At 37.8% G+C, this 22110-nt stretch carries 22 protein-coding genes and 2 other annotated features; of the genes, 15 read left to right on the top strand and 7 right to left on the bottom strand.

Annotation, left to right across the window (positions count from 1 at the left end):
- Positions 1-418: 418 nt before the first annotated feature.
- Positions 419-1267, top strand: a complete 849-nt coding sequence (locus tag GH741_RS15705; protein WP_153737691.1) for a LysM peptidoglycan-binding and 3D domain-containing protein — start codon at positions 419-421, stop codon at positions 1265-1267.
- A 49-nt stretch (positions 1268-1316) separates the two neighbouring features.
- Here GH741_RS15705 and GH741_RS15700 read toward each other — a convergent pair whose 3' ends face one another.
- Complete coding sequence (locus tag GH741_RS15700; RefSeq protein WP_153737690.1) at positions 1317-1457, bottom strand: hypothetical protein; 141 nt, start codon at positions 1455-1457, stop codon at positions 1317-1319.
- A gap of 142 nt (positions 1458-1599) precedes the next feature.
- Here GH741_RS15700 and GH741_RS15695 point away from each other — a divergent pair, with 142 nt between their 5' ends.
- From GH741_RS15695 to trpA, 12 genes are all read left to right on the top strand, one after another.
- Positions 1600-2145, top strand: a complete 546-nt coding sequence (locus GH741_RS15695; RefSeq protein WP_153737689.1) for a 3-dehydroquinate synthase II domain-containing protein — start codon at positions 1600-1602, stop codon at positions 2143-2145.
- A gap of 82 nt (positions 2146-2227) precedes the next feature.
- Entirely contained in the window at positions 2228-3346 is a 1119-nt protein-coding gene (locus GH741_RS15690) for a DEAD/DEAH box helicase (protein WP_420809405.1), read from the top strand.
- Positions 3347-3364: 18 nt separating this feature from the next.
- On the top strand, positions 3365-3853 hold the full coding sequence (locus tag GH741_RS15685; RefSeq protein WP_153737687.1) for a hypothetical protein: 489 nt from the start codon (positions 3365-3367) through the stop codon (positions 3851-3853).
- A gap of 124 nt (positions 3854-3977) precedes the next feature.
- Positions 3978-4205: a hypothetical protein gene (locus tag GH741_RS15680; protein WP_153737686.1), complete on the top strand. Its 228-nt coding sequence runs from the start codon at positions 3978-3980 to the stop codon at positions 4203-4205.
- 147 nt (positions 4206-4352) lie between these two features.
- A complete protein-coding gene (locus GH741_RS15675; protein ID WP_338079501.1) occupies positions 4353-5099 on the top strand; it encodes a metallophosphoesterase family protein in 747 nt (248 codons plus the stop codon).
- 91 nt (positions 5100-5190) lie between these two features.
- Positions 5191-5437 (top strand) — a binding site (T-box leader).
- A 39-nt stretch (positions 5438-5476) separates the two neighbouring features.
- Positions 5477-5690 (top strand) — a binding site (T-box leader).
- An 80-nt stretch (positions 5691-5770) separates the two neighbouring features.
- Positions 5771-7174, top strand: coding sequence for an anthranilate synthase component I (trpE, locus tag GH741_RS15670; protein WP_338079504.1), 1404 nt, complete (start codon positions 5771-5773; stop codon positions 7172-7174).
- Positions 7155-7754 carry an anthranilate synthase component II gene (locus tag GH741_RS15665; RefSeq protein WP_153737683.1) on the top strand — a complete coding sequence of 200 codons (600 nt, stop codon included), beginning with the start codon at positions 7155-7157 and terminating at the stop codon, positions 7752-7754. Before trpE ends, GH741_RS15665 begins: the two co-directional genes overlap by 20 nt.
- Positions 7738-8760 carry an anthranilate phosphoribosyltransferase gene (trpD, locus tag GH741_RS15660; RefSeq protein WP_153737682.1) on the top strand — a complete coding sequence of 341 codons (1023 nt, stop codon included), beginning with the start codon at positions 7738-7740 and terminating at the stop codon, positions 8758-8760. The genes GH741_RS15665 and trpD overlap by 17 nt, the downstream gene beginning before the upstream one ends.
- Positions 8761-8762: 2 nt before the next feature.
- Positions 8763-9536, top strand: a complete 774-nt coding sequence (trpC, locus tag GH741_RS21975; RefSeq protein WP_240795530.1) for an indole-3-glycerol phosphate synthase TrpC — start codon at positions 8763-8765, stop codon at positions 9534-9536.
- Positions 9537-9548: 12 nt separating this feature from the next.
- A complete protein-coding gene (locus tag GH741_RS21970; RefSeq protein ID WP_240795529.1) occupies positions 9549-10184 on the top strand; it encodes a phosphoribosylanthranilate isomerase in 636 nt (211 codons plus the stop codon).
- Entirely contained in the window at positions 10159-11364 is a 1206-nt protein-coding gene (gene trpB / locus GH741_RS15650; RefSeq protein WP_153737681.1) for a tryptophan synthase subunit beta, read from the top strand. The genes GH741_RS21970 and trpB overlap by 26 nt, the downstream gene beginning before the upstream one ends.
- Entirely contained in the window at positions 11357-12151 is a 795-nt protein-coding gene (trpA, locus tag GH741_RS15645) for a tryptophan synthase subunit alpha (RefSeq protein WP_153737680.1), read from the top strand. The genes trpB and trpA overlap by 8 nt, the downstream gene beginning before the upstream one ends.
- Before the next feature lie 47 nt (positions 12152-12198).
- Here the strand turns inward: trpA and GH741_RS15640 are convergent, their stop codons facing one another.
- The 4 genes from GH741_RS15640 to GH741_RS15625 all read right to left on the bottom strand — a co-directional run bounded on the left by GH741_RS15640 (position 12199) and on the right by GH741_RS15625 (position 16807).
- Positions 12199-12648: a DinB family protein gene (locus tag GH741_RS15640; RefSeq protein WP_153737679.1), complete on the bottom strand. Its 450-nt coding sequence runs from the start codon at positions 12646-12648 to the stop codon at positions 12199-12201.
- A gap of 42 nt (positions 12649-12690) precedes the next feature.
- Positions 12691-12876, bottom strand: coding sequence for a hypothetical protein (locus tag GH741_RS15635; RefSeq protein WP_153737678.1), 186 nt, complete (start codon positions 12874-12876; stop codon positions 12691-12693).
- Positions 12877-13430: 554 nt separating this feature from the next.
- Positions 13431-15050, bottom strand: a complete 1620-nt coding sequence (locus GH741_RS15630) for an ABC-F family ATP-binding cassette domain-containing protein (RefSeq protein WP_153737677.1) — start codon at positions 15048-15050, stop codon at positions 13431-13433.
- A gap of 1229 nt (positions 15051-16279) precedes the next feature.
- Entirely contained in the window at positions 16280-16807 is a 528-nt protein-coding gene (locus GH741_RS15625) for a CotY/CotZ family spore coat protein (RefSeq protein ID WP_170287646.1), read from the bottom strand.
- 151 nt (positions 16808-16958) lie between these two features.
- Here GH741_RS15625 and GH741_RS22160 point away from each other — a divergent pair, with 151 nt between their 5' ends.
- Positions 16959-17801: a collagen-like domain-containing protein gene (locus GH741_RS22160; protein WP_153737675.1), complete on the top strand. Its 843-nt coding sequence runs from the start codon at positions 16959-16961 to the stop codon at positions 17799-17801.
- Between the two features lie 116 nt (positions 17802-17917).
- Here the strand turns inward: GH741_RS22160 and GH741_RS15615 are convergent, their stop codons facing one another.
- Positions 17918-19198 carry a glycosyltransferase family protein gene (locus GH741_RS15615; RefSeq protein ID WP_153737674.1) on the bottom strand — a complete coding sequence of 427 codons (1281 nt, stop codon included), beginning with the start codon at positions 19196-19198 and terminating at the stop codon, positions 17918-17920.
- A gap of 455 nt (positions 19199-19653) precedes the next feature.
- On the opposite strand from GH741_RS15615, the gene GH741_RS21790 reads away from it, so the two are divergent.
- Entirely contained in the window at positions 19654-20826 is a 1173-nt protein-coding gene (locus tag GH741_RS21790) for a hypothetical protein (RefSeq protein WP_153737673.1), read from the top strand.
- Positions 20827-21051: 225 nt separating this feature from the next.
- On the opposite strand, the gene GH741_RS15605 is transcribed toward GH741_RS21790, so the two are convergent.
- Positions 21052-21996, bottom strand: coding sequence for a cation diffusion facilitator family transporter (locus tag GH741_RS15605; RefSeq protein ID WP_153737672.1), 945 nt, complete (start codon positions 21994-21996; stop codon positions 21052-21054).
- Between the last annotated feature and the right edge of the window lie 114 nt (positions 21997-22110).

Below are 22110 nucleotides of genomic sequence, written 5' to 3'. Positions count from 1 at the left end.
CCCCGCAAGAAGCGTTCTTGGCTTCTGAGGAGGCTAAGGCCGTGCCCATGGAAAGCGAAGTATTCTGCCGGAACGGCATAGGAGCATTCAACTTTAATTAGTATCACAAATAGAAGATACTACGACGCAGTTTATAGATACTCTGTCAAAAACAAGCAATCTTTTTTCCCTAGAATATTAAGTGAAAATTGTTGATTTACAGCTTGGAATACAAAAGTAAACGCCTCCAATTAATAAACTATTCAGATTAATGACAACGACATGTATACAATTAGCCAATATTTCCTTGAAATGACAAATATGACAGACTTTCCTCAATTAGTAATCTTTGTAATGGACACTTAACTAGTCTGTAACCACAAAGGACAATTCTCTATGTTAAGATTGGGCTTGTGAGTCATAGAAGGAGGAAATACAGATGAAAAAAACAGTTGTATCTATTGCTATGAGTATCTTCATAGTAAGCATGGCAGCTATACCAGCATCTGCGCAAGAGTATCAAGTCGTTAAAGGAGATAGTCTTTGGGAAATTGCTCAAGGACATCAAATTAGCGTCGATCGAATAATGAAAGTAAACCAATTAGACACAGACATCATATACCCTAAACAAATGTTGCAATTAGATATAGATGAAATACATGTAGTAGCAAAAGGTGAGACGTTAAGTGAGATTGCTAGCAAGTATGAAGTAAGTATAGAAGATTTAAAGATTTGGAACGGACTTTCATCTGACATAATTGTTAATGGAGAAAAAATAACAATTAAAAGTAATCTGGGTTCTATCAATGAGAGAAATGCTAATCAGATAGAATCAGACATCAAGAAAAATAAGAAAGTCGAAAAGCCTGAAGTAGTTAAGGAAAATAAGCCAGAAACTACTAATCAACCAGACCAGCAACCTGAAAAACAATCGAATCAGCCAGAACCAAAAGCCGAGAAACAAGCAGCTCAACCAAAACAAAAATCAAATGAGCAAAGTAACAAGCAGCTAACAATGACTGCGACAGCATATACTGCTGAGTGTGCTGGATGCTCTGGGATTACTGCTACTGGGCTCGATTTAAACAACAACAGAAATATGAAAGTAATTGCTGTTGACCCAAATGTCATTCCATTGGGTACAAGAGTACATGTTGAAGGGTATGGTGAAGCTATAGCTGGTGACACTGGCGGAGCGATCAAAGGAAATAAAATTGATATTCACTTGCCGACAAAAACAGAAGCATTCGCCTGGGGCGTAAAGACAGTTAAAGTTACCATATTATAATAGAAGCGGAAGCAATCTTAGATTGCTTCCGCTTTATTTTTCATCTATGTTATTGCTTTACTTCCATATGGTCAGCGGAAGGTTGCTGCTGCTCAATAATATTATTATCAGCTTGTGAAGCTGTTACAAATCCCACAACACTAAAACTAGTAATCAATAGAAGAAATAAAACCATTAATAACTTCCTCACTCTTTCGTTCCCCCTGTTTTGCAAATCTTTATCTATTGTATATGATAGGGCCTATCATTTACTATAGAAATTATTAACAAAAACAAATAATAACAAATTAATTTTTCGACAAAATTTGCACTTTAAATTTGGAGGTACACATATGACGAATATATTGGAGTCAGCAGAAGTAAAATCAATTGAGTCAATTGGTGAAGGAACCAGGGTTTGTATCGATTTTATTGATCAGTTGGATCCTGATGAAGGTGTATTAGTTGGTAATACTGGAAATGGGTATATTCTTGTTTTGTCTGAAAACAGAATAACAGCAACATACCCTGCCAGGGCTTTTCGGGTTAATTGTGGTGCATTTCATCAGTATTTATTTTTAGGTGATGAGAAAACAACGTACCTATCCGAAGTAAAGCCTGGTTTAGAAGTTGCAGTAATAAAAATGGGACAAATGAGAAAAGTGGCTATCGGCAGGGTCAAGGTTGAAAAAAGAAACTTTGTTCGAGTCATCTGCACTGTTGAAGGGAGAGAGATTTCCGCAACATTACAGGATTCCGACAGTGTTCATGTTCTAACTACAAAAGAACAGGAAAAACCAGTCATTGAACTTCAACCTGGTGATCATATCCTTTGCTATCCTGATCAACCAGGGCGTCATTTAGGGGAACTAATAGATGAAGATATAAGCGAGTTCTAGTATAGTTAATAATGAAGATAAATCGACTAAAACCGATATACTAGGAAACACTTAAACGTAAGCGCATCATTTATAGAAAGAGGTGGGGATATTGTCAAATTTTACATCATTAGGAATAACATCAGAGTTAACTGAATTATTAAAGTCTGATGGAATCATTGATCCAACGCCTATTCAAGAAAAATCAATCCCGGTAATACTTACACAGAGTGACGTAATTGCTCAAGCACAAACTGGTACAGGGAAGACATTAGCTTTTCTGCTGCCAATTATTGAAATGATAGATCCGAATAAAAGTGATGTACAAGCGTTAGTGATCACTCCAACGCGGGAACTCGCCCTACAAATCACTGCCGAATTAAATAAACTTATAAAAAATATTGAGAATATACATAGTCTAGCGGTTTATGGTGGACAAGATATTGAGGGGCAGCTAAAAAAACTAAAAAGAAATGTTCAGATAGTTATTGCCACGCCAGGAAGGTTGCTGGACCACATACGCAGAGGTACCATTCAATTAGGAAATGTATCCACATTTGTATTAGATGAAGCAGATCAGATGCTGCATATGGGATTTTTACCTGAAGTGGAAATAATTATGGAGGAGTTACCAACAGAAAGACAAACATTACTTTTCTCAGCAACAATGCCAAATGAAGTGAAAAGCCTTGCCAATAACTATATGAACAAACCTAAGGATATTCGTGTAAAAGGAAAGAACATAACAGTTGACGAAGTAAAACAATTTGTAATTGAAACAACAGATCGTGAAAAACAAACAAAGCTAATGGAAACACTAGATCATTATCGTCCTTTTTTGGCGATTATCTTTTGTCGCACGAAAAGGAGAGCGATGAAGCTAAATCAGGCTCTACAGCAAAATGGTTATTTATCTGGTGAGCTTCACGGTGATCTATCTCAGGCTAAGCGTGAAAAAGTAATGAAGCAATTTCGTGATATGAAGCTTCAGTATTTAGTCGCAACAGATGTTGCTGCGCGAGGGATTGATGTAGAAGGTGTGACACACGTGTTCAACTATGACATACCCGAGGAAGCAGAAAGTTATATTCACCGGATAGGTAGGACAGGCCGTGCTGGTGGTGACGGGATTGCTATTACTTTTGTAGCTTCTAAGGATAGTCAATATTTGAAAATAATCGAAAAAGGTATTAATAAAAAGCTAAATCGAAAAGAAATCTAAAAAAAATAGGTGAGAATTATGAGCCATTCAACTACGAACAGTATAAAAACATATCCCCAGACAAATGAATTAATTACTCCTGGGGATATTCTTTATTCTTCTAAGGGATGGTCAACCTTTTTAGTTGGACATGTTGGAATAGTTGGCCCTGATTTATCAATTCACCATTCTCACCCAAGTGGTGGCTATTCAGATTCTCTTCCGGGATACTTGTCCAGACATAAATTTGGTGGGGATATAATTGTATTTCGTCCGAAAATAGGAGCGAGCCAGGCAGCTGAATGGGCGGTGAAAAACATTGGTGCTGTTAATAAATATATCTTTCACCTCCATTTAGACAATATTGCTTTAAATTACTGCTCAAAGTTCATTTGGCAAGCATTCTGGTTTTCGCAATCAGTCGATATAACGAGCCGGAACTTGTCTCACAGAAGTAAAAATTGGGTTTATCCAATGAATATCAAGTCCTCCTGGAATTTGGAAGTTGTTACGACAATTAACTTATAGATTTGTTTTCAAGCTTATTGCTTTGTGAGAACGAGATTTTTAAAGATAATTAGCGAGCCTCCATTTAATTGTTGTAATTTTAAGATTATTCATATTATACTTACTTATAAAAGGGGGTTGCGCTATGGTTATTGAATTTCAATTAAAAGATAAAGATGATGTACTTAAATTAAACAAAATAGCTACAAGCTATACTTTTGACATTTGGGTTCACAGTGAAAATCAAATGTTCGATGCGAAGACACTAATTGCTCTATATACTCTCCCGTTCAATCAGGATCTTAAGCTAGTAATAGAAGAGGGTGTCACTCCAAAAGCCTTGTTGAAGGATATGGAATCCTTCCAGAACTAGTACCTTGATTAAATAGTTTGATAGAAGGTAACAAAAATGGATGCCACTGAAAATCTTAACGATTTTTTCTGGCATCTACTTTTTCCTTCCCGGCTAATTATAAAGAGTCAGGAAGGGTTATGTGCATTGTTTGGGAGGTATTCTAAAGTGAGATTTGCTGTAATCACAGATATTCATGGGAACGGTGCGGCTCTAAAGGCTGTACTCTCTGACATAAATCAACGGAATGATGTTGATCATATCTATTGTTTGGGGGATATGATTGCGATAGGTCCAGATACAAATGAGGTACTAGACATGCTATTCTCTAGGACAGATGTCTCGATGATTACCGGTAACCATGATGAGGCAGTACTTTCCTTATTAAAAGATGAGGTATACCCAAGAAGTCATTTGCATGTTTATCCTCATCATGACTGGATTGCCACGCGGATGGATCCTATCTATGTACCAAAATTAGAGTCACTACCAAGAGTTATTCAGAAAACAATTAATAATAAATCACTATTGTTTACCCACTATCATATGGAGAAAACAAAGATAACAAAACATATAAGCGAAGATCCCTTTAGCGAAATAAAAGAACCATCACTTGAAAATCTAGAAAAGCTGTTTAAAAACAATAAAGAGCATCTCATCTGCTTCGGTCACCATCACCCGGTCCACTTTTTTTCAAACGATAAAACAATCTTCTTGAACCCCGGATCATTAGGTTGCTATGATAAACCTATTGCTCGCTACGGGATAGTCACCATCTCAAACGATAAAATAGATGTTAAGTTGCGTGAATTAGTCTATGACAACAATGAATTCCTAAGATCTTACGATGAATTAAAGGTCACTGACCGACAGCTTATTTTAGAGATTTTCCATGGGAATCAGCCAATCGGTTAACTGAGTAAAATGTAAGAAAATTAAAAATAATCGGCTAATGTCATTGACAAATGGATTGGTGCATATTATGATTGTAACCAATATCAAATACGTTTAGGCATAGACGAAGAGTAGTAGCTTATTTAACACTAAAGAGAACTGGTGGTTGCTGTGAACCAGTGTGAGTAAATGAGTGAATGGACTTCTGAGCCTCCAAACCGAACTTCTAACGAATAGTAGGCTTTGGCGATTCGATCTCATCGTTATACGAGACATGTATTGAGCCTAAAGCTTGATATACAAAGTGAGCTGAATTTTCAGCTAATTAAGGTGGTACCACGGGTTTCCTCGTCCTTTACGGATGCGGGAATTTTTTTGTATCCAAAAATAATTTAATAGTAAAATCCGTGATTAAGACTAGTACGCTTATTGATTCATTTAAGAGAGCCGGTGGAGCTGGGAAGCTGGCATGCTAAATAAGCAGAATGGACTTATGAGAGATCTCCTGAACCTTAAGTAAGGAGAAACGTAATCCCAACGTTACTGGGCTTAAAGAGGAAGGAAATATCCTTCAATTAGAGGTGGTACCGCGGTTAAACATCCGTCCCCTATAGACACATTTTGATGTGTTTATAGGGGATTTTTTAATAGGCGAATATTAAGTATAAGGGAGATGAAAAGCATTGGAACAAATTCATTCATCAGTCAATTATAAAAGCATTCAACTTAACGGAGACACTTTAACTCCAATATCAGTATTCAATCGAATTAATGGAAAGAAGAAGTTTTTATTAGAAAGTTCAGCAAACAGTGGAGAAAAGGGTCGTTATTCATTTATTGGTCTGAATCCATTTAAAGAGGTAATTGGAGAAGGAAATCAGACAACAGTTATTAACCATAATGATCAAAGTCAACACACCGAAGAAGGAAAACCGTTAGAAGTTTTAAAGAAACATCTCCCACAGCATGAGCTTCCATTACCTTTTGCATTCTATGGGGGAGCAGTTGGATATATCGGATATGATGCGATCCGCCAATATGAAGATATTGGGATGATTAATGATGATGAAATAGAAATGCCAGAAATTCATTTAATGTTTTACCAAGATGTCATTGTTTTTGATCACTTACGTCAAGCGGTATCTATCCTAGCCATTAACTTGGATGGGAATCGGACAGATGATCAATTAGAAGAGAACCTAGCAGTACTGAAAGCTGATATAATTTCCGAAAAGGCTGAAGAATCACACACTTCAATCGACGTAAAATTTGAGCCATCAATTAATAAACAAACCTTTATGGAAATGGTTGATAAAGCAAAGCAACATATAACAGACGGAGACATTTTTCAAGTTGTCCTTTCACAAAGAATGAAAGCTAGCTTTGATGTTAATCCATTTACATTTTATCGAAGTCTGCGAAGAGCTAATCCATCACCGTATATGTTTTATCTAGATTTTGATGATTATATAGTCTTGGGTGCTTCACCAGAAAGCCTAATTAAAACCAATGGAAAACAAGTAATAACAAATCCGATTGCAGGAACTAGGCCAAGAGGAAAGACAGATGAAGAAGATATCCAATTTGCTGATGATCTTCTTGCAGATGAAAAGGAATTGGCGGAACATAAAATGTTAGTTGATTTAAGTAGAAATGACCTAGGTCGTGTGTGCGAAATTGGAAGTATTACAATTCCAAAGTATATGACGATAGAAAGATATCAACATGTTATGCACATTGTGTCTGAAGTACAGGGAGTGTTAACGAAAGACTATAGTGGGATAGATGCACTTATTTCTACTCTACCCGCTGGTACGGTGTCAGGTGCTCCCAAAATACGGGCCATGCAAATTATTAATCAGTTAGAAAACAAAAAACGTGGGGTGTATGCAGGTGCTGTCGGCTACATCAATATGAACGGCGATGTCGATTTAGCCTTGGCGATTCGGACATTAGTTATTAAAGATAAACATGCCTATGTGCAGGCAGGAGCAGGAATTGTTTATGATTCAGATCCAGCATCGGAATATCAGGAAACATTAAACAAGGCGAAATCCCTATTGGAGGTAAATACAAATGATTTTGTTAATCGATAATTATGATTCATTTACGTATAACCTGTTTCAATATGTTTCTGAATTAGGAAAAACTGTGGAGGTCATTAGAAACGACCGTATTACCATAAACGAAATACGTGAACTTAATCCAGAAGCAATTATTCTGTCTCCCGGTCCAGGTACACCGAAAGAAGCAGGCATTTGTATTGAAGTTGTTAAACAATTGTCAGGTGAGTTCCCGATTTTAGGAATATGTTTGGGTCACCAAGCAATCGGAGCAGCTTTTGGAGCTGAAATCATTCATGCCAAGCAAATAAAGCATGGAAAAACATCCTTGCTTGACCACCATGACGAAATCATTTTTCATGAGTTACCTCAATCACTAGAAGTAATGAGGTACCATTCGTTGTCAATTAAAAAAGATACCGTACCAGCGCAGTTGGAAGTAACAGCAACAGCCATCGATGACAATGAAATTATGGCTGTAAAACATAAAGATTTTCCGGTCTATGGATTACAATTTCACCCGGAATCAATTGGAACAAAAGAAGGAAAAACGATTTTAAACAACTTTTTCTTAAGTTTGGGAAAGGAGAAGTCCTATGAGACAATATCTTAACAAGGTTACAACTCGTGAATCATTGAGTGTGGAAGAGATGGAAAATGCAGCAAGGGTGATGTTTGCCGAAGAAACGACCGACACAGAAAGAGGTGCTTTTCTAACAGCGCTAAAAGTAAAAGGAGAAAGTGCTGACGAAATCACCGGTCTAGTCAATGTGATTAGAGAAAAGTCATTAACATTACCTCAAAAAATTAACAATGTAATGGATAATTGTGGAACTGGCGGCGACGGTTCCCAAAGCTTTAATATCAGCACGACTTCCGCGTTTGTTATTGCAGGAGCAGGGATTACTGTTGCAAAACATGGAAATCGCAGTATTTCTAGTAAAACGGGAAGTGCCGATGTGTTAGAGCATTTAGGTGTATCGCTATCGTTGACGAGTGAACAGACTCATGAAATTCTGAAAGAAAATGGGATTGCCTTTTTGTTCGCGCCAAATGTCCATCCGGCAATGAAGCGAATGATGAGGGTTAGGCAAGACTTAAAAATACCAACGATTTTTAACTTAATAGGTCCCCTGACCAATCCGGTTGAGCTTTCCACCCAGCTTCTAGGAATCTATCGTCGTGATATGCTTGAAAGAATGGCCAAAGTACTCGATCAGCTTGGAAGAAAACGAGCGTTAATCATTAATGGTGCAGGTCATATGGACGAAGCCTCTTTAGCAGGGGAAAATCACCTTGTATTACTAGAAGATGGTGAGCTACGTAAATTCACGCTTACTCCAGAAGAGGTGGGCCTACCAACTTATGATAATGAAAAAATAAAGGGCGGCGATTCCAAGCAAAATGCTGAAATTCTTCATGGTGTTTTGAGGGGAGAAAAAGGTCCCTATCGAGATACAGTGTTAATGAATGCTGGTTTAGGAATTTTTGCAAATGGTAAAGCAGAAACAGTCCAAGATGGGATAGCACTTGCTAAAGAGAGTATAGACTCAGGAGCAGCCCTATTAAAATTAGAAAATTTAATTGATTACAGTAATCAAGTAAAACAAGGGGTGTAAGGATGACAATCTTAGATGAGATTTTAGCAGAAAAAGAATTAGAGGTAGCTAGACTAAAAAGAACATATCATCCTGGACAATATCAAGCAATCTATCAGAAACGCTCACTATATGACACTTTTATGGCATCTAATAAAATGAACATCATTGCTGAAATCAAACGAGCCTCACCATCAAAAGGAATCATAAATGAACATGTTAATCCATCTGCACAGGCACAGGAATATGAAAAGTATGGTGCAGGTACGATATCGGTTCTTACTGACCAACCTTTTTTCAAAGGTACGATGGATGACTTACAATCAGTGCGGGAAGCAGTTAAAATTCCAATTTTAAATAAAGATTTTATAATTGATGAAATACAAATAGAACGAGCGAGTGATTACGGAGCAAGTGTGATTTTACTAATCGCAGCAGCCTTGCCTAAAGCTAGATTAGAACAACTATTCAACTATGCAAAGGCTAAGGATTTAGAGATATTAGTAGAAGTGCATAATACAGAAGAAATGAAAGTTGCAAATGACATCGGCGCAAAAATTATCGGTGTCAACAATCGGAATTTGAAGACGTTTGAAGTCGATCTTGGCATTACTGAACGGCTAGCACAACAAGTTAAACATCAAGATACGTTGTTAATTAGTGAAAGTGGTATCCAAACAGCAGAGGATGTTGAGCGAATTAAGCGGTCAGGAGTAAAAGGAATTTTGGTTGGTGAAACAATGATGCGATCCGGCAATTTGCAACAAACCTTCCAACAGTTAAGAATTCCGTTATAGGGAGAGGGAAAAATGAAAGTCAAGATATGTGGGATAACAACAGAAGCTGCGGCAGAACAGGCTGTTCAATCTGGAGCTGACTTTATTGGTTTTGTTTTTGCTGACAGCAAACGTAGGATAGATAAAGAGGGAGCTAAAAGAATTGCCAAGGGTATCCCTAATCAGGTCAAGAAGGTTGGCGTGTTTGTAAACGAACAGGCATCAACGATTAATGCTATTGCCGCTGAGGTCGGGCTTGATTATGTTCAATTGCACGGCGATGAATCACCTGAATTTTGCAAACAGATTAATTATCCATTAATAAAAGCATTTCAGATTACATCAAAGGAAGACCTTCTAAATCTTGCCGATTATCGATGTGACTACTATCTGCTTGATAGTCCAGCTGGTAAATACCGAGGTGGTAATGGCGAAACGTTTAACTGGGATTTAGTTAAAAATATTCCAGGTGTTGATGGAAAAGTAATTCTTGCCGGAGGACTACATGCTGGAAATATTCAACTAGCTGTAACGGAAGTGAACCCAGCAGGTGTCGATGTATCCAGTGGCGTAGAAACGGATGGAGCAAAGGATCACAAAAAAATAACAGCCTTCATAAACGAAGCAAAGAAAGGTGATAGACATGGAAACATATCAGCAACCGAATAGTCAGGGTCATTTTGGATCATTTGGAGGGAGATTTGTACCTGAGACCCTAATGCCAGCGGTCCTTGAATTAGAAAATGCCTATAAAAAAGCGATGAATGATCCAGAATTTATCAAAGAATTAGATTACTATTTTAAACAATACGTGGGTAGGGAGACACCTCTTTACTATGCAGAACGGTTTTCAGAAAAATTAGGTGGACCAAAGATTTATTTGAAACGGGAAGATTTAAACCACACGGGTGCCCACAAAATAAATAATGCGGTTGGGCAAGCGTTATTAACCGTTCGAATGGGAAAGAAAAAGGTTGTTGCTGAAACCGGTGCTGGTCAACATGGTGTTGCTACTGCGACGGTTTGTGCGTTGTTAGGACTTGATTGTGTCATTTTCATGGGGAAAGAAGATATTAGAAGGCAAAAGCTAAATGTATTCAGAATGGAGCTACTCGGTGCTCGAGTGGAAAGTGTTGATCAAGGAAGCGGGACGCTTAAGGATGCTGTTAATGAAGCGCTTCGCTATTGGGTTAGCAATGTGGAGGATACCCATTACATTATCGGCTCAGTCGTTGGACCTCATCCCTTCCCGCAAATTGTTAGGGACTTTCAAAGTGTAATTGGTAGTGAGACGAAGAAACAAATACTTGCTCAAGAAGGTAAACTACCTGAAGCGATTGTTGCTTGTATTGGTGGAGGAAGTAATTCAATGGGAATGTTTTATCCATTTGTTGAAGATAAACAAGTAAAGCTATACGGTGTCGAAGCTGGTGGTTCTGGTATTGAAACAGGCAAACATGCCGCAACATTAACCGATGGTAAAGCGGGCATTCTACATGGAACGATGACCTATTTGCTACAGGATATCAATGGCCAAATTCAGGAAGCACACTCGATATCTGCTGGCCTTGACTATCCAGGTGTTGGTCCAGAACATAGTCATTTAAAAGAAATTGACCGGGTAATCTACGATTCAATTACTGACGAGGAAGCGCTAGAAGGTTTACAAGTGCTGTCAAAAACAGAAGGGATTATCCCTGCACTTGAGAGCGCGCATGCGATTGCCTTCACGATGAAGCTAGCTAAAAAAATGAAGCAGGATGAAGTGCTGGTTGTTTGTTTGTCTGGTCGTGGTGATAAAGATGTTGAAACGGTAAGAGATGCACTTGGAGGTGAAGCAAATGGGTAAACAAAAAATGGCAGATGCCTTCCAAAAGGTATTGGCTAATGGTGATAAAGCATTTGTTCCATACATCATGGCTGGTGATGGTGGTCTGGAAAACCTAGAAGATCAGCTGAAGTTTTTAGAAGATAGCGGGTCAACTGTCGTGGAGTTAGGTATTCCATTTTCTGATCCTGTAGCAGATGGCCCGACAATACAAGCTGCAGGTCTCAGAGCTCTTGAGCACGGGATTAGCTTACGTCAGGTTCTAGAAAAACTAAAAGAATCCAGCCAAACACGAACAATCCCAATCGTATTAATGACGTATATTAATCCAATCTATGCTCTTGGTATAAAAGATTTTGCTAGGTCTTGTCATGAATCAGGTGTTGATGGATTAATAATTCCAGATTTACCTTTAGAAGAAGAATCAATAATTGCAGATGATTTAAAAGAGTATGATATTGCACTAATCCGGTTAGCTGCTTTAACTAGTCCAAAAGAAAGGTTAGTTGAAATTGCCAAACGAACAGAAGGCTTTTTGTATGCAGTGACTGTTACTGGTACAACAGGTGCGAGAAGTTCGTTTAAGGAGAACTTAGCCGAGCACTTACAAGAACTACAGAAGATATGTGAAGTCCCTGTGTTAGCGGGATTTGGTGTTTCAACCCCTGAACATGTGGAAGAGTTAACAAAAAGCTGTGATGGAGTTGTTGTTGGTAGTAGAATTGTGGAGCTGCTCCACCAAGGTGATCGACAAACAATTCGCGAATTGATTCAGTCCGCAAAGCTTTCGGAAAAAGCAAACTCATAACAAATAAACAAGAGAGTGCAGAAGTAATCTTACCTGCACTCTCTTGTTTATGCCTTCAATACTTCCTCAATTTGTTTCAGGTGATGACGATCATGTTCGACAAACATCTGAATCAAGCTTTCTGGTGTATAGACCTTATCAGTTTCTTCACCAATTATGAACTTGTTTTCAAGGTCTACCTCTGCTATTTTTTCTAAAAGCTCTCTGCGCGTGGAAATAAAACTGTCTAATACTTCCATTGTCTTATAATCTTCTAATAGACAAATTGCATATAAGTTAAACGAGTTAAAACTTGGAAATTCAGGAACTTTTCCACCATCTATTGAAGGAATCACTTGTAAAATAATAAGCTGATCCCAGAGATGAATATGTCCAATAATCTCTCTAGTTGACCATTTTCCCTCAGCAATTGGTTCGATCAATTTTGATTCAGGGAAGTTTTTTAGTTTGTTAACCTCATCAATCATCTGTTCAAACTGTTTATAAGAACTTATCATCAATATTCACTCATTTCATAGAAATTGTAATTAACCTTTTATTTAAGTGTTTTCGCAACCTTTATTACTTTTTACTCTTCGAAGTTGATGAAAATTGCGTCGTAGCCTAGCTACTAGTTGATTTGCGCTTCGGGCAGTCGCTTTCCGCGGGCAACGCTTCAACTTCCTCTGAAGAAACCCGCTTCCTGTGGGATTTTCAGCTGTTGGGACTGCGATTACTCGTCCCATCGAAAACATTTGCTTTCCCCGCAGGATAAGGAAGGCTCCGGCAGCATTGCATCGCACGGAGAAAATTGGTTTGTATTTTCGATGAGTCGACTGCCCTGCGCTCCAATCACCATCATATAGTGTAGTGATCTAATACAACACTATACTAGCGTTGGAAATACACGAAGACTCACAAAAATTAAATAAAAACCTTCGTGCGATAAAAATTTTAATTAATGAGGTGAGTAGTGATATTTCATAAAATAAACGTTTCTTAGAGTTCTTGTAACTTGAACAGAAAGCTATTCTAAGCTGCGGAAAAATACGACACTCCTATGGGAAAGGAACAGTCTGAAGACCCCGCAGTGAGTGTTCTTTACGAGCGAGGAGGCTGAGGCGTTCCCCATGGAAAGGGAGTGTTTTTCCGCAGCGGCGAGATAGCACTATTCCCATAAAGACCGTAAGGAAGTCAGATAGTTACGTCGTAGTTTATCGAAATTCTGTCCAAAACAATAATCCTCTAGAAAACAGACTTATTTAAAAAGCTGTCTCATTATGAGACAGCTTTTAGTCAATTAAACATACATTTCTGCAATTTCTTTTTGAAGCTTCTTATCAGCTACATAATCATCGTAGCTCATTTCTTTATCCACAATTCCGCTTGGTGTAATTTCAATTAAACGATTAGCAATACTGTTTACAAACTGTTGGTCATGTGATGTAAACAATAGCGAACCTTTAAACTTAATTAGACCGTTATTCACAGATGTGATTGACTCTAGATCTAAGTGGTTGGTTGGCTCATCCAGTAATAACACGTTAGAATTACTAAGCATCATTTTAGATAACATACAACGAACCTTTTCTCCACCGGAAAGTACATCTGCCTTCTTCAAAGCCTCTTCTCCAGAGAATAGCATTCTACCTAGGAAACCACGTAAGAATGTTTCAGTCTGATCTTCAGGTGAATACTGGCGTAACCAGTCAACAAGTGTTAAATCACCGTTCTCAAAATACTTTGAGTTATCTTTTGGCAAGTAAGACTGAGAAGTTGTCACGCCCCAAGTGTACCTACCTTCATCCGGCTCAAGCTCCCCAATTAGAATACGGAGTAGAGTTGTTTTAGCAACCTCATCCCTACCAACAAGTGCAACTTTATCATCAGCGTTCATAGTAAAGCTAACATTGTTTAACACTTTTACTCCATCAATTGTTTTGGAAATTCCATCGACACGTAATAGGTCATTTCCGATTTCACGACCAGGTGTGAATGCAACATATGGGTATTTACGAGATGATGGTTTAATATCATCTAGAGTAATATTATCAAGCATTTTCTTACGAGATGTTGCTTGTTTTGACTTTGATGCATTGGCACTAAAGCGAGCAACGAAGCTTTGTAGCTCTTTGATTTTTTCTTCTTTCTTCTTGTTCTGGTCCTGAGCCATTCTTAAAGCTAATTGGCTAGACTCATACCAGAAGTCATAGTTACCAATATAAAGCTGGATTTTGCCAAAATCGACATCAGCTATATGGGTACACACTTTATTTAAAAAGTGTCTGTCGTGTGATACAACAATTACAGTGTTTTCAAAGTTAATTAAAAACTCTTCTAACCATTGAATCGCATAAATTTCTAGGTGGTTAGTCGGCTCATCCAAAAGTAGTATGTCCGGTGACCCAAACAATGCCTGGGCAAGTAACACTTTAACTTTCTCTCCACCAGTTAGCTCAGCCATTTTCTTTGTATGAAGACTCTCGCTAATTCCAAGACCTTTTAATAGTACTGCTGCATCAGATTCAGCTTCCCAACCGTTTAGCTCAGCAAACTCACCTTCAAGTTCCGCAGCCTTCATACCATCTTCTTCAGAGAAATCTTCCTTCATGTAAATAGCGTCTTTTTCATGCATGATTTCAAACAAACGCTCATGCCCCATGATTACAGTCGCTAGTACTTCATTTTCCTCATAGGCATAATGGTCCTGTTTTAGTACAGCAAGGCGTTCGTCCTTACCTAGTGAAACATTCCCAGACTGTGGATCAACCTCACCTGATAAAACTTTTAGGAAAGTTGATTTACCTGCACCATTTGCCCCTATTAACCCATAACAGTTTCCGGGAGTAAATTTAATATTTACATCCTCGAATAACTTTTTATCACCGTATTGTAAACTAACATTAGTAGCTTGTAACATATATAATTAATTCCTCCAGAAAAAACATAATCAAAGCTAAGCTTAAGCGATTTATGCCTTTAAGTCAATCATACTTGACATTTTGCAGTCATGAAGAGTGAATTTATGTTTCACTACATTTAATTTAAAGAAAAATCTTCGCCCTTTTTTTATTTTATAAGCTGCCTAAGGATATCGGTTATTTGGGTAAGGAGATAGTGCTACTTCATTGTTTGATAATCATAACGTCCTTCATGTTCGTTGTGGTATTTTGTCGGTTGATAAAAATCATTTTTATCCGTTTCGTATCGTCAATCGGATGTTGGTGAGGAATAAAAAAATTTCCTTTCCCTCTTTATCTGCCAGGTTCCTTCTAAAACATGCAAGGTTTGTTCTTTGTACGAGATGTCGTTCACCCAAAGAACATTGTCGTATGTATAACTATCGATTTCTAAAATAACTTGAAACTCCTTTGCAATACTCTTAATCCGTGCTTCTTTTTACCGCATACTGAATGCTCATGTTATAGGAATTGCAATGCTTAAATACACTATCACAGGCATAAAGACTGCTCCTTAGAATGGAGATTAATAATCTTTTATAGGCCTTTTAAGTTTTTTGCTAAGCGATAGAATGCGTTCAATTCGCGTTCTGTTTGGGTACATCCGCGGGTTCATTTTCTAAATTCCGAACACTCAACACCATGTCTCCTGCGACGAGTTTCGTTCGAGCGCATAAAGCATTTCACCTGTTTCTTTTTCCTTTCCACAATACCAATGTTCATTTCACTAAAAATGCCATTCATAGTATTTATTAATTAACGCTAAATTCTAACACTTTGGGGTTTGTGTTTAATCAAATTATTTTGAAAAAAATTTGCTCTACAGAGCTGAAAAGACTAGGCTTAATCCAACAATTTCCTGTTCCACTGAGAAATAGTATAAATGTTATTTAATACTGCTTTAAGATTGAATAATCTCTAGTCCTTATGTGTATGATTATCCAATCCTTGATTATGTTGGCACGTTAATTCATCTTCATGTGGATGATGTGTTATAACTGCCCAGAATCTATAGAGCAACAACCTTAATGAAATAGCATTTCTAAAAAGGTCATCAATAAAAGTTAAACCTTTGGAACAGCCTCAATATGAAGGTCTTGTTAATATTTTCTTCAATAAGATTTTATTGAATAGCTCAATTTTAGCAAAACGTTAATAGATATACACAAGATCTTAGGGTAAAAACTAACTAGTAAGAAGAGGAGCTTCTATTTCTAAAACATTCATCCATATTCTTAACCAATGAAGGAGACATAAATTTTACGGCTGTATAACAAGATAAATCAACGAGTACACACTCTTTTGTCGGAATTAAAAAATCGACATCGCAAATATTTTCCGTTTCCACACATTTTGTATCTGAATCAACAATAGAAACATCAGGCTTTAATAATTGTAAAACTGCGCAGTTCTTATCACAGTCTATTTTTACAACTTTAAAAAATACCGTTACGAAACAGTCTTCTGTGCCAACCTTTCCCCATGTAAAGTAAGGATGACCATAGGGTGTTTGTAAAATAAAGGGTATTACTTTACTATGATTTACATTGTTTAATCCTTGCAGATCATAAGCAAACCTATTTCTTCCTTTACTATCCTTCTGTTTTTTCAGAATATCTGAGAGGATTTCACAAATACAGCTTACTGGCTCGCACTTCTTCTTATCATCATGGTTATTTTCAAGCTCATCTTCAAATTTCTTTTCTTTACCATCCAACAACATTTTCACCTCTCTCCTCACATGAAATGCCTCTTTTCCATAACATATTAATTTCCAATGCTATAAGTGTTGGAAAACCCTCTAAATAGGCTTTATTAGTCAAAATAAGGCCTTTGCGGATTTTTAAAATAAGACTTTCAGTTAGTGAATGAATTACATAGTATATAAAAAAGCAAAGCATGGGGTGAAAAAAATGTGTCAGTTATGTGGTGGAAATAAATGTAATTGTATAGGTCCTCCTGGAAAAAGGGGTATTCGTGGTCCTAAAGGTGATACTGGAGAGCAAGGTCCTGCTGGTCCTCAGGGACCTCGAGGCCCTAAAGGCAAAACCGGAGAGCAAGGGCCTGCTGGTCCTCAGGGACCTCGAGGCCCTAAAGGCAAAACTGGGGAGCAAGGGTCTGTTGGTCCTCAGGGACCTCGAGGTCCTAAAGGGAATACCGGTGAACAAGGGCCTGTTGGTCCTCAGGGACCTCGAGGTCCTAAAGGTGATACCGGTGAACAAGGGCCTACTGGTCCTCAGGGACCTCGAGGTCCTAAAGGTGAACAAGGACCACCAGGGCCTCCGGGACCACCAGCTCCCCCAAAACCTTTATGTTGTCATTTTATATTAGAACATTCTACACAACTCGTTCCATCAGCTATAGCAGGCAGTACACAGGTCAACAAGTCGCTATCTACAAATATTGTTAAAGTATGTGATGAAGTAGTTGTCGTCTGTGGGGTATTAAAGAAAGAGATTCATTACCTAACATTAGATGCTACAAACCAAGTACAGAATCGCACAATTCATGATGAAAAACCTTTTACCTGCCTTATCCAAAGAGAAGATATTAAAGCAATTGACAGCTTTGAAATTAGTTGCTCGGAAATCATTTGTGAAGCTTCAGCGCAAGAGGCAAACTTTGCAACAAAAAATTCGACGGAACAAAGTGTCGCTTTTCGATATGTGGAAAAAGATGTCATTAAAGTTTGTGTGAAAAAGGTAGATTAGCATACACTCCTAGCTTTCTTTCTATTAAAAATGTGATTCTTCTTTTATAATATCCTGAATAATAGATTTACGTGAAAGCTCCCTATTGATAGAACAATAAGGAGCTTTATAATAGATTATAATAAAGGTTTAAGTTGATTCATCCATATCCATTGTGGGCTATATCTTTGTCTTGCCGTCGTTATCGCATGAATCGTAGAATTCTGATTCATTATATTCATCATAATTTCTGCATGTTCCTTATAATAAGCCTCCTCGGAAGGCTGGTATTCTTCATGTGTATCATATCCAAAATTACGTGCATCCCACAACATGAAGTAGGCATTTAAGTTTTTACCAACTTCCTCTAATGCAGGGACTCTTTCATTCAATACAAGAAAGTTTCCTTTGCTTGCTGCTTCTAATACGGTTAAACCAAATGATTCGGAGAAAGAAGGGCAAATAAAGAGATTAGATAAAGTAAATAAATCTAATACCCCTTGTCTCGGCAAACCGTGTTCAAATTTTTCTACATCGGAAGTGAAAAACATGTCATCTTGATCTAAACCAAAAGCTATGCCTTTGTTTCTAATAAAACGTTTATACTTTTCAGGTGTGATATCACTACTCGGAAAGTCACAGAAGATTACTTTTACCGTTTTTCCACAGTTCTTTTTAATTGCACCACACATGGAAGCTACTTTTTCGAATTTTTTTCCTACTGTTAACCTCCCAGGATAAACGACAAGAATATCAGATGATAATAAGTCGACTTCCTCTGCTAAAACTTTTAAACTATCATGTGTATAACTTAATAAGTCCAGGCTATTATTGACTGTTCGGCATTTTTCCTCAGGAACATTATACTGTTCAGCAAGTGCGGAGAGTCCTGACTGCGTTGGATATACATAGACCGTGTTTGGCATAGCAGAGAAACGAGCGGATAATGGCCAATTGGTTTTAGCGGGGCGATTTGCAGGGGCCGAGTGGGTAAAAGCAATAAATTGTAAGTCGGGAAGCTTTTCTTGTGCTTTTCTAACTGCGACATTGTGGACCAGATGCCAGCCTTGATAGTGAATATCATGCATTATACAACTGTCTGCATCTGATAGCTTCTTCACCAAATCCTCTGCAATAACATTCGCTTCTTTATAGAAGGTATCGTGGACTTCCCCAGTAGCTTGTGTGTAATCACGCCAGTGTATTTGTTCGCCATCTACGTGATTAGCAACTTTTCTCCATTCAATGCGATCGTCCAGGAAAATTCCATGACGCGCAGTATCTGGACATGATTCACTGACAAGCATAATCGGCTTTATATTATTATTTAACATCATTCGTATTTGTTCTGCTACCACATTCACTAATGAATACGTACTACTTAGATCATTAAACATCGTTAAGATTGCAACTTTCATAAATAAACCTCTCTTTCACATTTTAAGACTTTTTATAGGGAATTTAGTTCTTTTACCCTTCTTCTAGAGGTATTTTTGGTTCCCACCAGGTAACTTTCTCCCCTTGATTCCATCGAATCATTACTTCCCTAGTACGATATGAACGCTCCCACCATTTCATAGGGAGGATTTTTCCTATCGCTTTTTCTAGTGTCTTAACTATTTTCTTTTAATCGTAAAGGTGACCAAGAGCTTACAGCATAATCCTCCCACTGATTGACTTTACCGTTCAACAGCATTTTTCCACAACTACAAAAGCATGAACTATATCATTTATATGAACAATATCGTTCAGTTGTTAACTGGTTCAACGGCCAATTCTAAAAAAAGGCACACTTGATAAGAAAACTGTCCAAACACTTTTTACCACGCTTAATACTATGTTTAAGAACAATATAAAAAGGAGTGATAAGAAGATGGTATGTCTAAACTCAGTATTTCTCCAAACCGGAGACTCTGGCGAAGGTTGGCTAGTAACCTATAATCCAGATGCATCAGATCCTACTGATAATAGATTTTGTTATGACGTGGATCCAGTTAATAATCCACAAGATTTAAGCCACTTAACTATCGGACTTGATGACACACCCGGTTGTCCCAACTTGTTAGATGAACTAGCAGAACTCGAAGAAGAAGGTATGAATCCTCTACTCTGTACACGTTCCGGTGAAGGCACTGTTGATTGTACCGTAGTCAATAACCTTGGCCCTAATCAACCTGTATTAGGATTTAAATTCGAAGAGTTTAATCCTGAACTTTCGAGTGCTGAAACTTTATGTCTCACGATAGTTACAGAGCAACCACTATTTCTTGGATGTGTCTCCGTTGAGGGGCAAGCAGGTGCAATGGGAGAAAATGTTGTAGGACCTAACCAAATACCAGGGCCATCATGCACACCACCAGCTACAACAACAACTACAACTCAATTACCTACAACAACGACAACCACCCAATTGCCTACAACAACAACTACAACTCAATTACCTACAACAACGACAACCACTCAATTACCTACAACAACGACAACCACCCAATTGCCTACAACAACAACTACAACCCAATTACCTACAACAACAACCACAACGACAACCACAACAACAACTACACAGCTGCCTACAACGACTACGACAACTGTATGCCCTGTTCCAAATCCACAAACATGCTGTCAACATCTTGTAGAGTTCAAAACACAAATTGTACCACCTGCATCTGCCATTGAAGACGTTATGACTAGTGTATTTTTCTCTGTAGCACCTGTAGTAGAAGATGTTTGCCCAGAAAAAGTAATCATTTGCGGTAAACTAACAAAAGAAATTGATTATACAGCAGTGCTTGATAATGGAGAACGCGTACCAAATACGATCACAGACGAGAGACCATTCCAGTGCGTAATTGATCGTGATGATGCAAACGAGGGTGACGTGTTTACCATCGTTGGTTATGATGTATTATGTCAAGGCACACCAAGGTTACAAAACCGAGGTACTCGTCCTGGTGAATCCGGTACTGGATCTACCGATGTATTCTGGAAACTGGTTGAGAAAGACATTATAAAAGTATGTATAAGAAAAGCTAACGGGAATGACTAACAATTAAATTCTTTTTAGAGGAAATACCTTTCTAAATAATTAGAAAGGTATTTATCTTGTAACATATATATTAATTCCTTCATAATCAAAGCTAAGCTTAAACGGTTTGGTCCTTTACCTTTAGGCGATGGTATTGAAAAGATTAGGCTTAATACAGCAACTTCATGTTCCATGCAGAAATAGTATAACTGTGGTCTAATACTGCTTTAACGTGTGGAATAATCTTTAGTGCTTATGTGTATGGTTATCCAATCCCTGATCATGCTGACACATTAACTTATCCTCATGTGGGTGATCACTATTTTCGATTTGGATCGTGACATGACCAATGCCCTTGTGTTCTAGCTCATGCTCAACCTTACGCAGTAGCACTTGGCATTCTTTAATTGATAAATTTTCATTGACAACAGCATGGCATGATAAGGCATTTTGGCCACTTGTTATACTCCACACATGTAAATCATGGATACTCTCAATGTCTGGAATGTTTTCAAAGGTAGTAATTATATCATTCATCACTACGTTTTTTGGTGTTCCTTCCATTAATACGTGTACGGAATCCTTAGCTACCCGCCAACCACTTATCAATACAAGTACAGCTACAATGACACTGGCGAGTGGATCTGCCCATCCGAATCCATAAAAAATAATTAGTAATGCAGCAATAATAGCTCCAACAGACCCGAGCATATCACCAATTACATGAAGAAAAGCAGCTCGTAAATTTAAATTATCCTTCGTATCTCCACGCATCAAGATCCAAGCAACTAAAATGTTAACTAACAGGCCGACGATTGCGATAATAAGCATTCCAGTTGAAGCAACCTCAGGTGGATTGATAAATCGGTGATATGCCTCGTAAAAAATGTATAAGGCAATTAGAACAAGTGTGACGCCATTAAATAAAGCAGCGAGAATTTCAAAACGTTTGTATCCGTAAGTCTTGCTATAATTGGCAAGTCTTTCACCTAATATAAAGGCTACTAAGCCAACACCCAATGACACAGAATCACTTAGCATATGGCCAGCATCAGACAAGAGGGCAAGGCTATTAGTTAAGAAACCGCCAATAGCTTCAATAATCATGTAACCAGTCGTAATAATAAAACTAATCATCAACGCTTTTTTGTTTGCGCCGTGAGTATGGTCATGTCCGTGATTGTGCCCCATTGTATTACCTCCTCAATAATCCATATAGCACTATATGAATATATTATCATATATGTGATAATGTGTTAATAATTAACTATTTATAGCATCCACTAGAAGAAAGTTTCTTATTAA

It is taken from the genome of Aquibacillus halophilus, assembly GCF_009649745.1.
GTDB lineage: Bacteria > Bacillota > Bacilli > Bacillales > Amphibacillaceae > Aquibacillus > Aquibacillus halophilus.
This window is presented reverse-complemented; position numbering and strand designations above follow the sequence as displayed.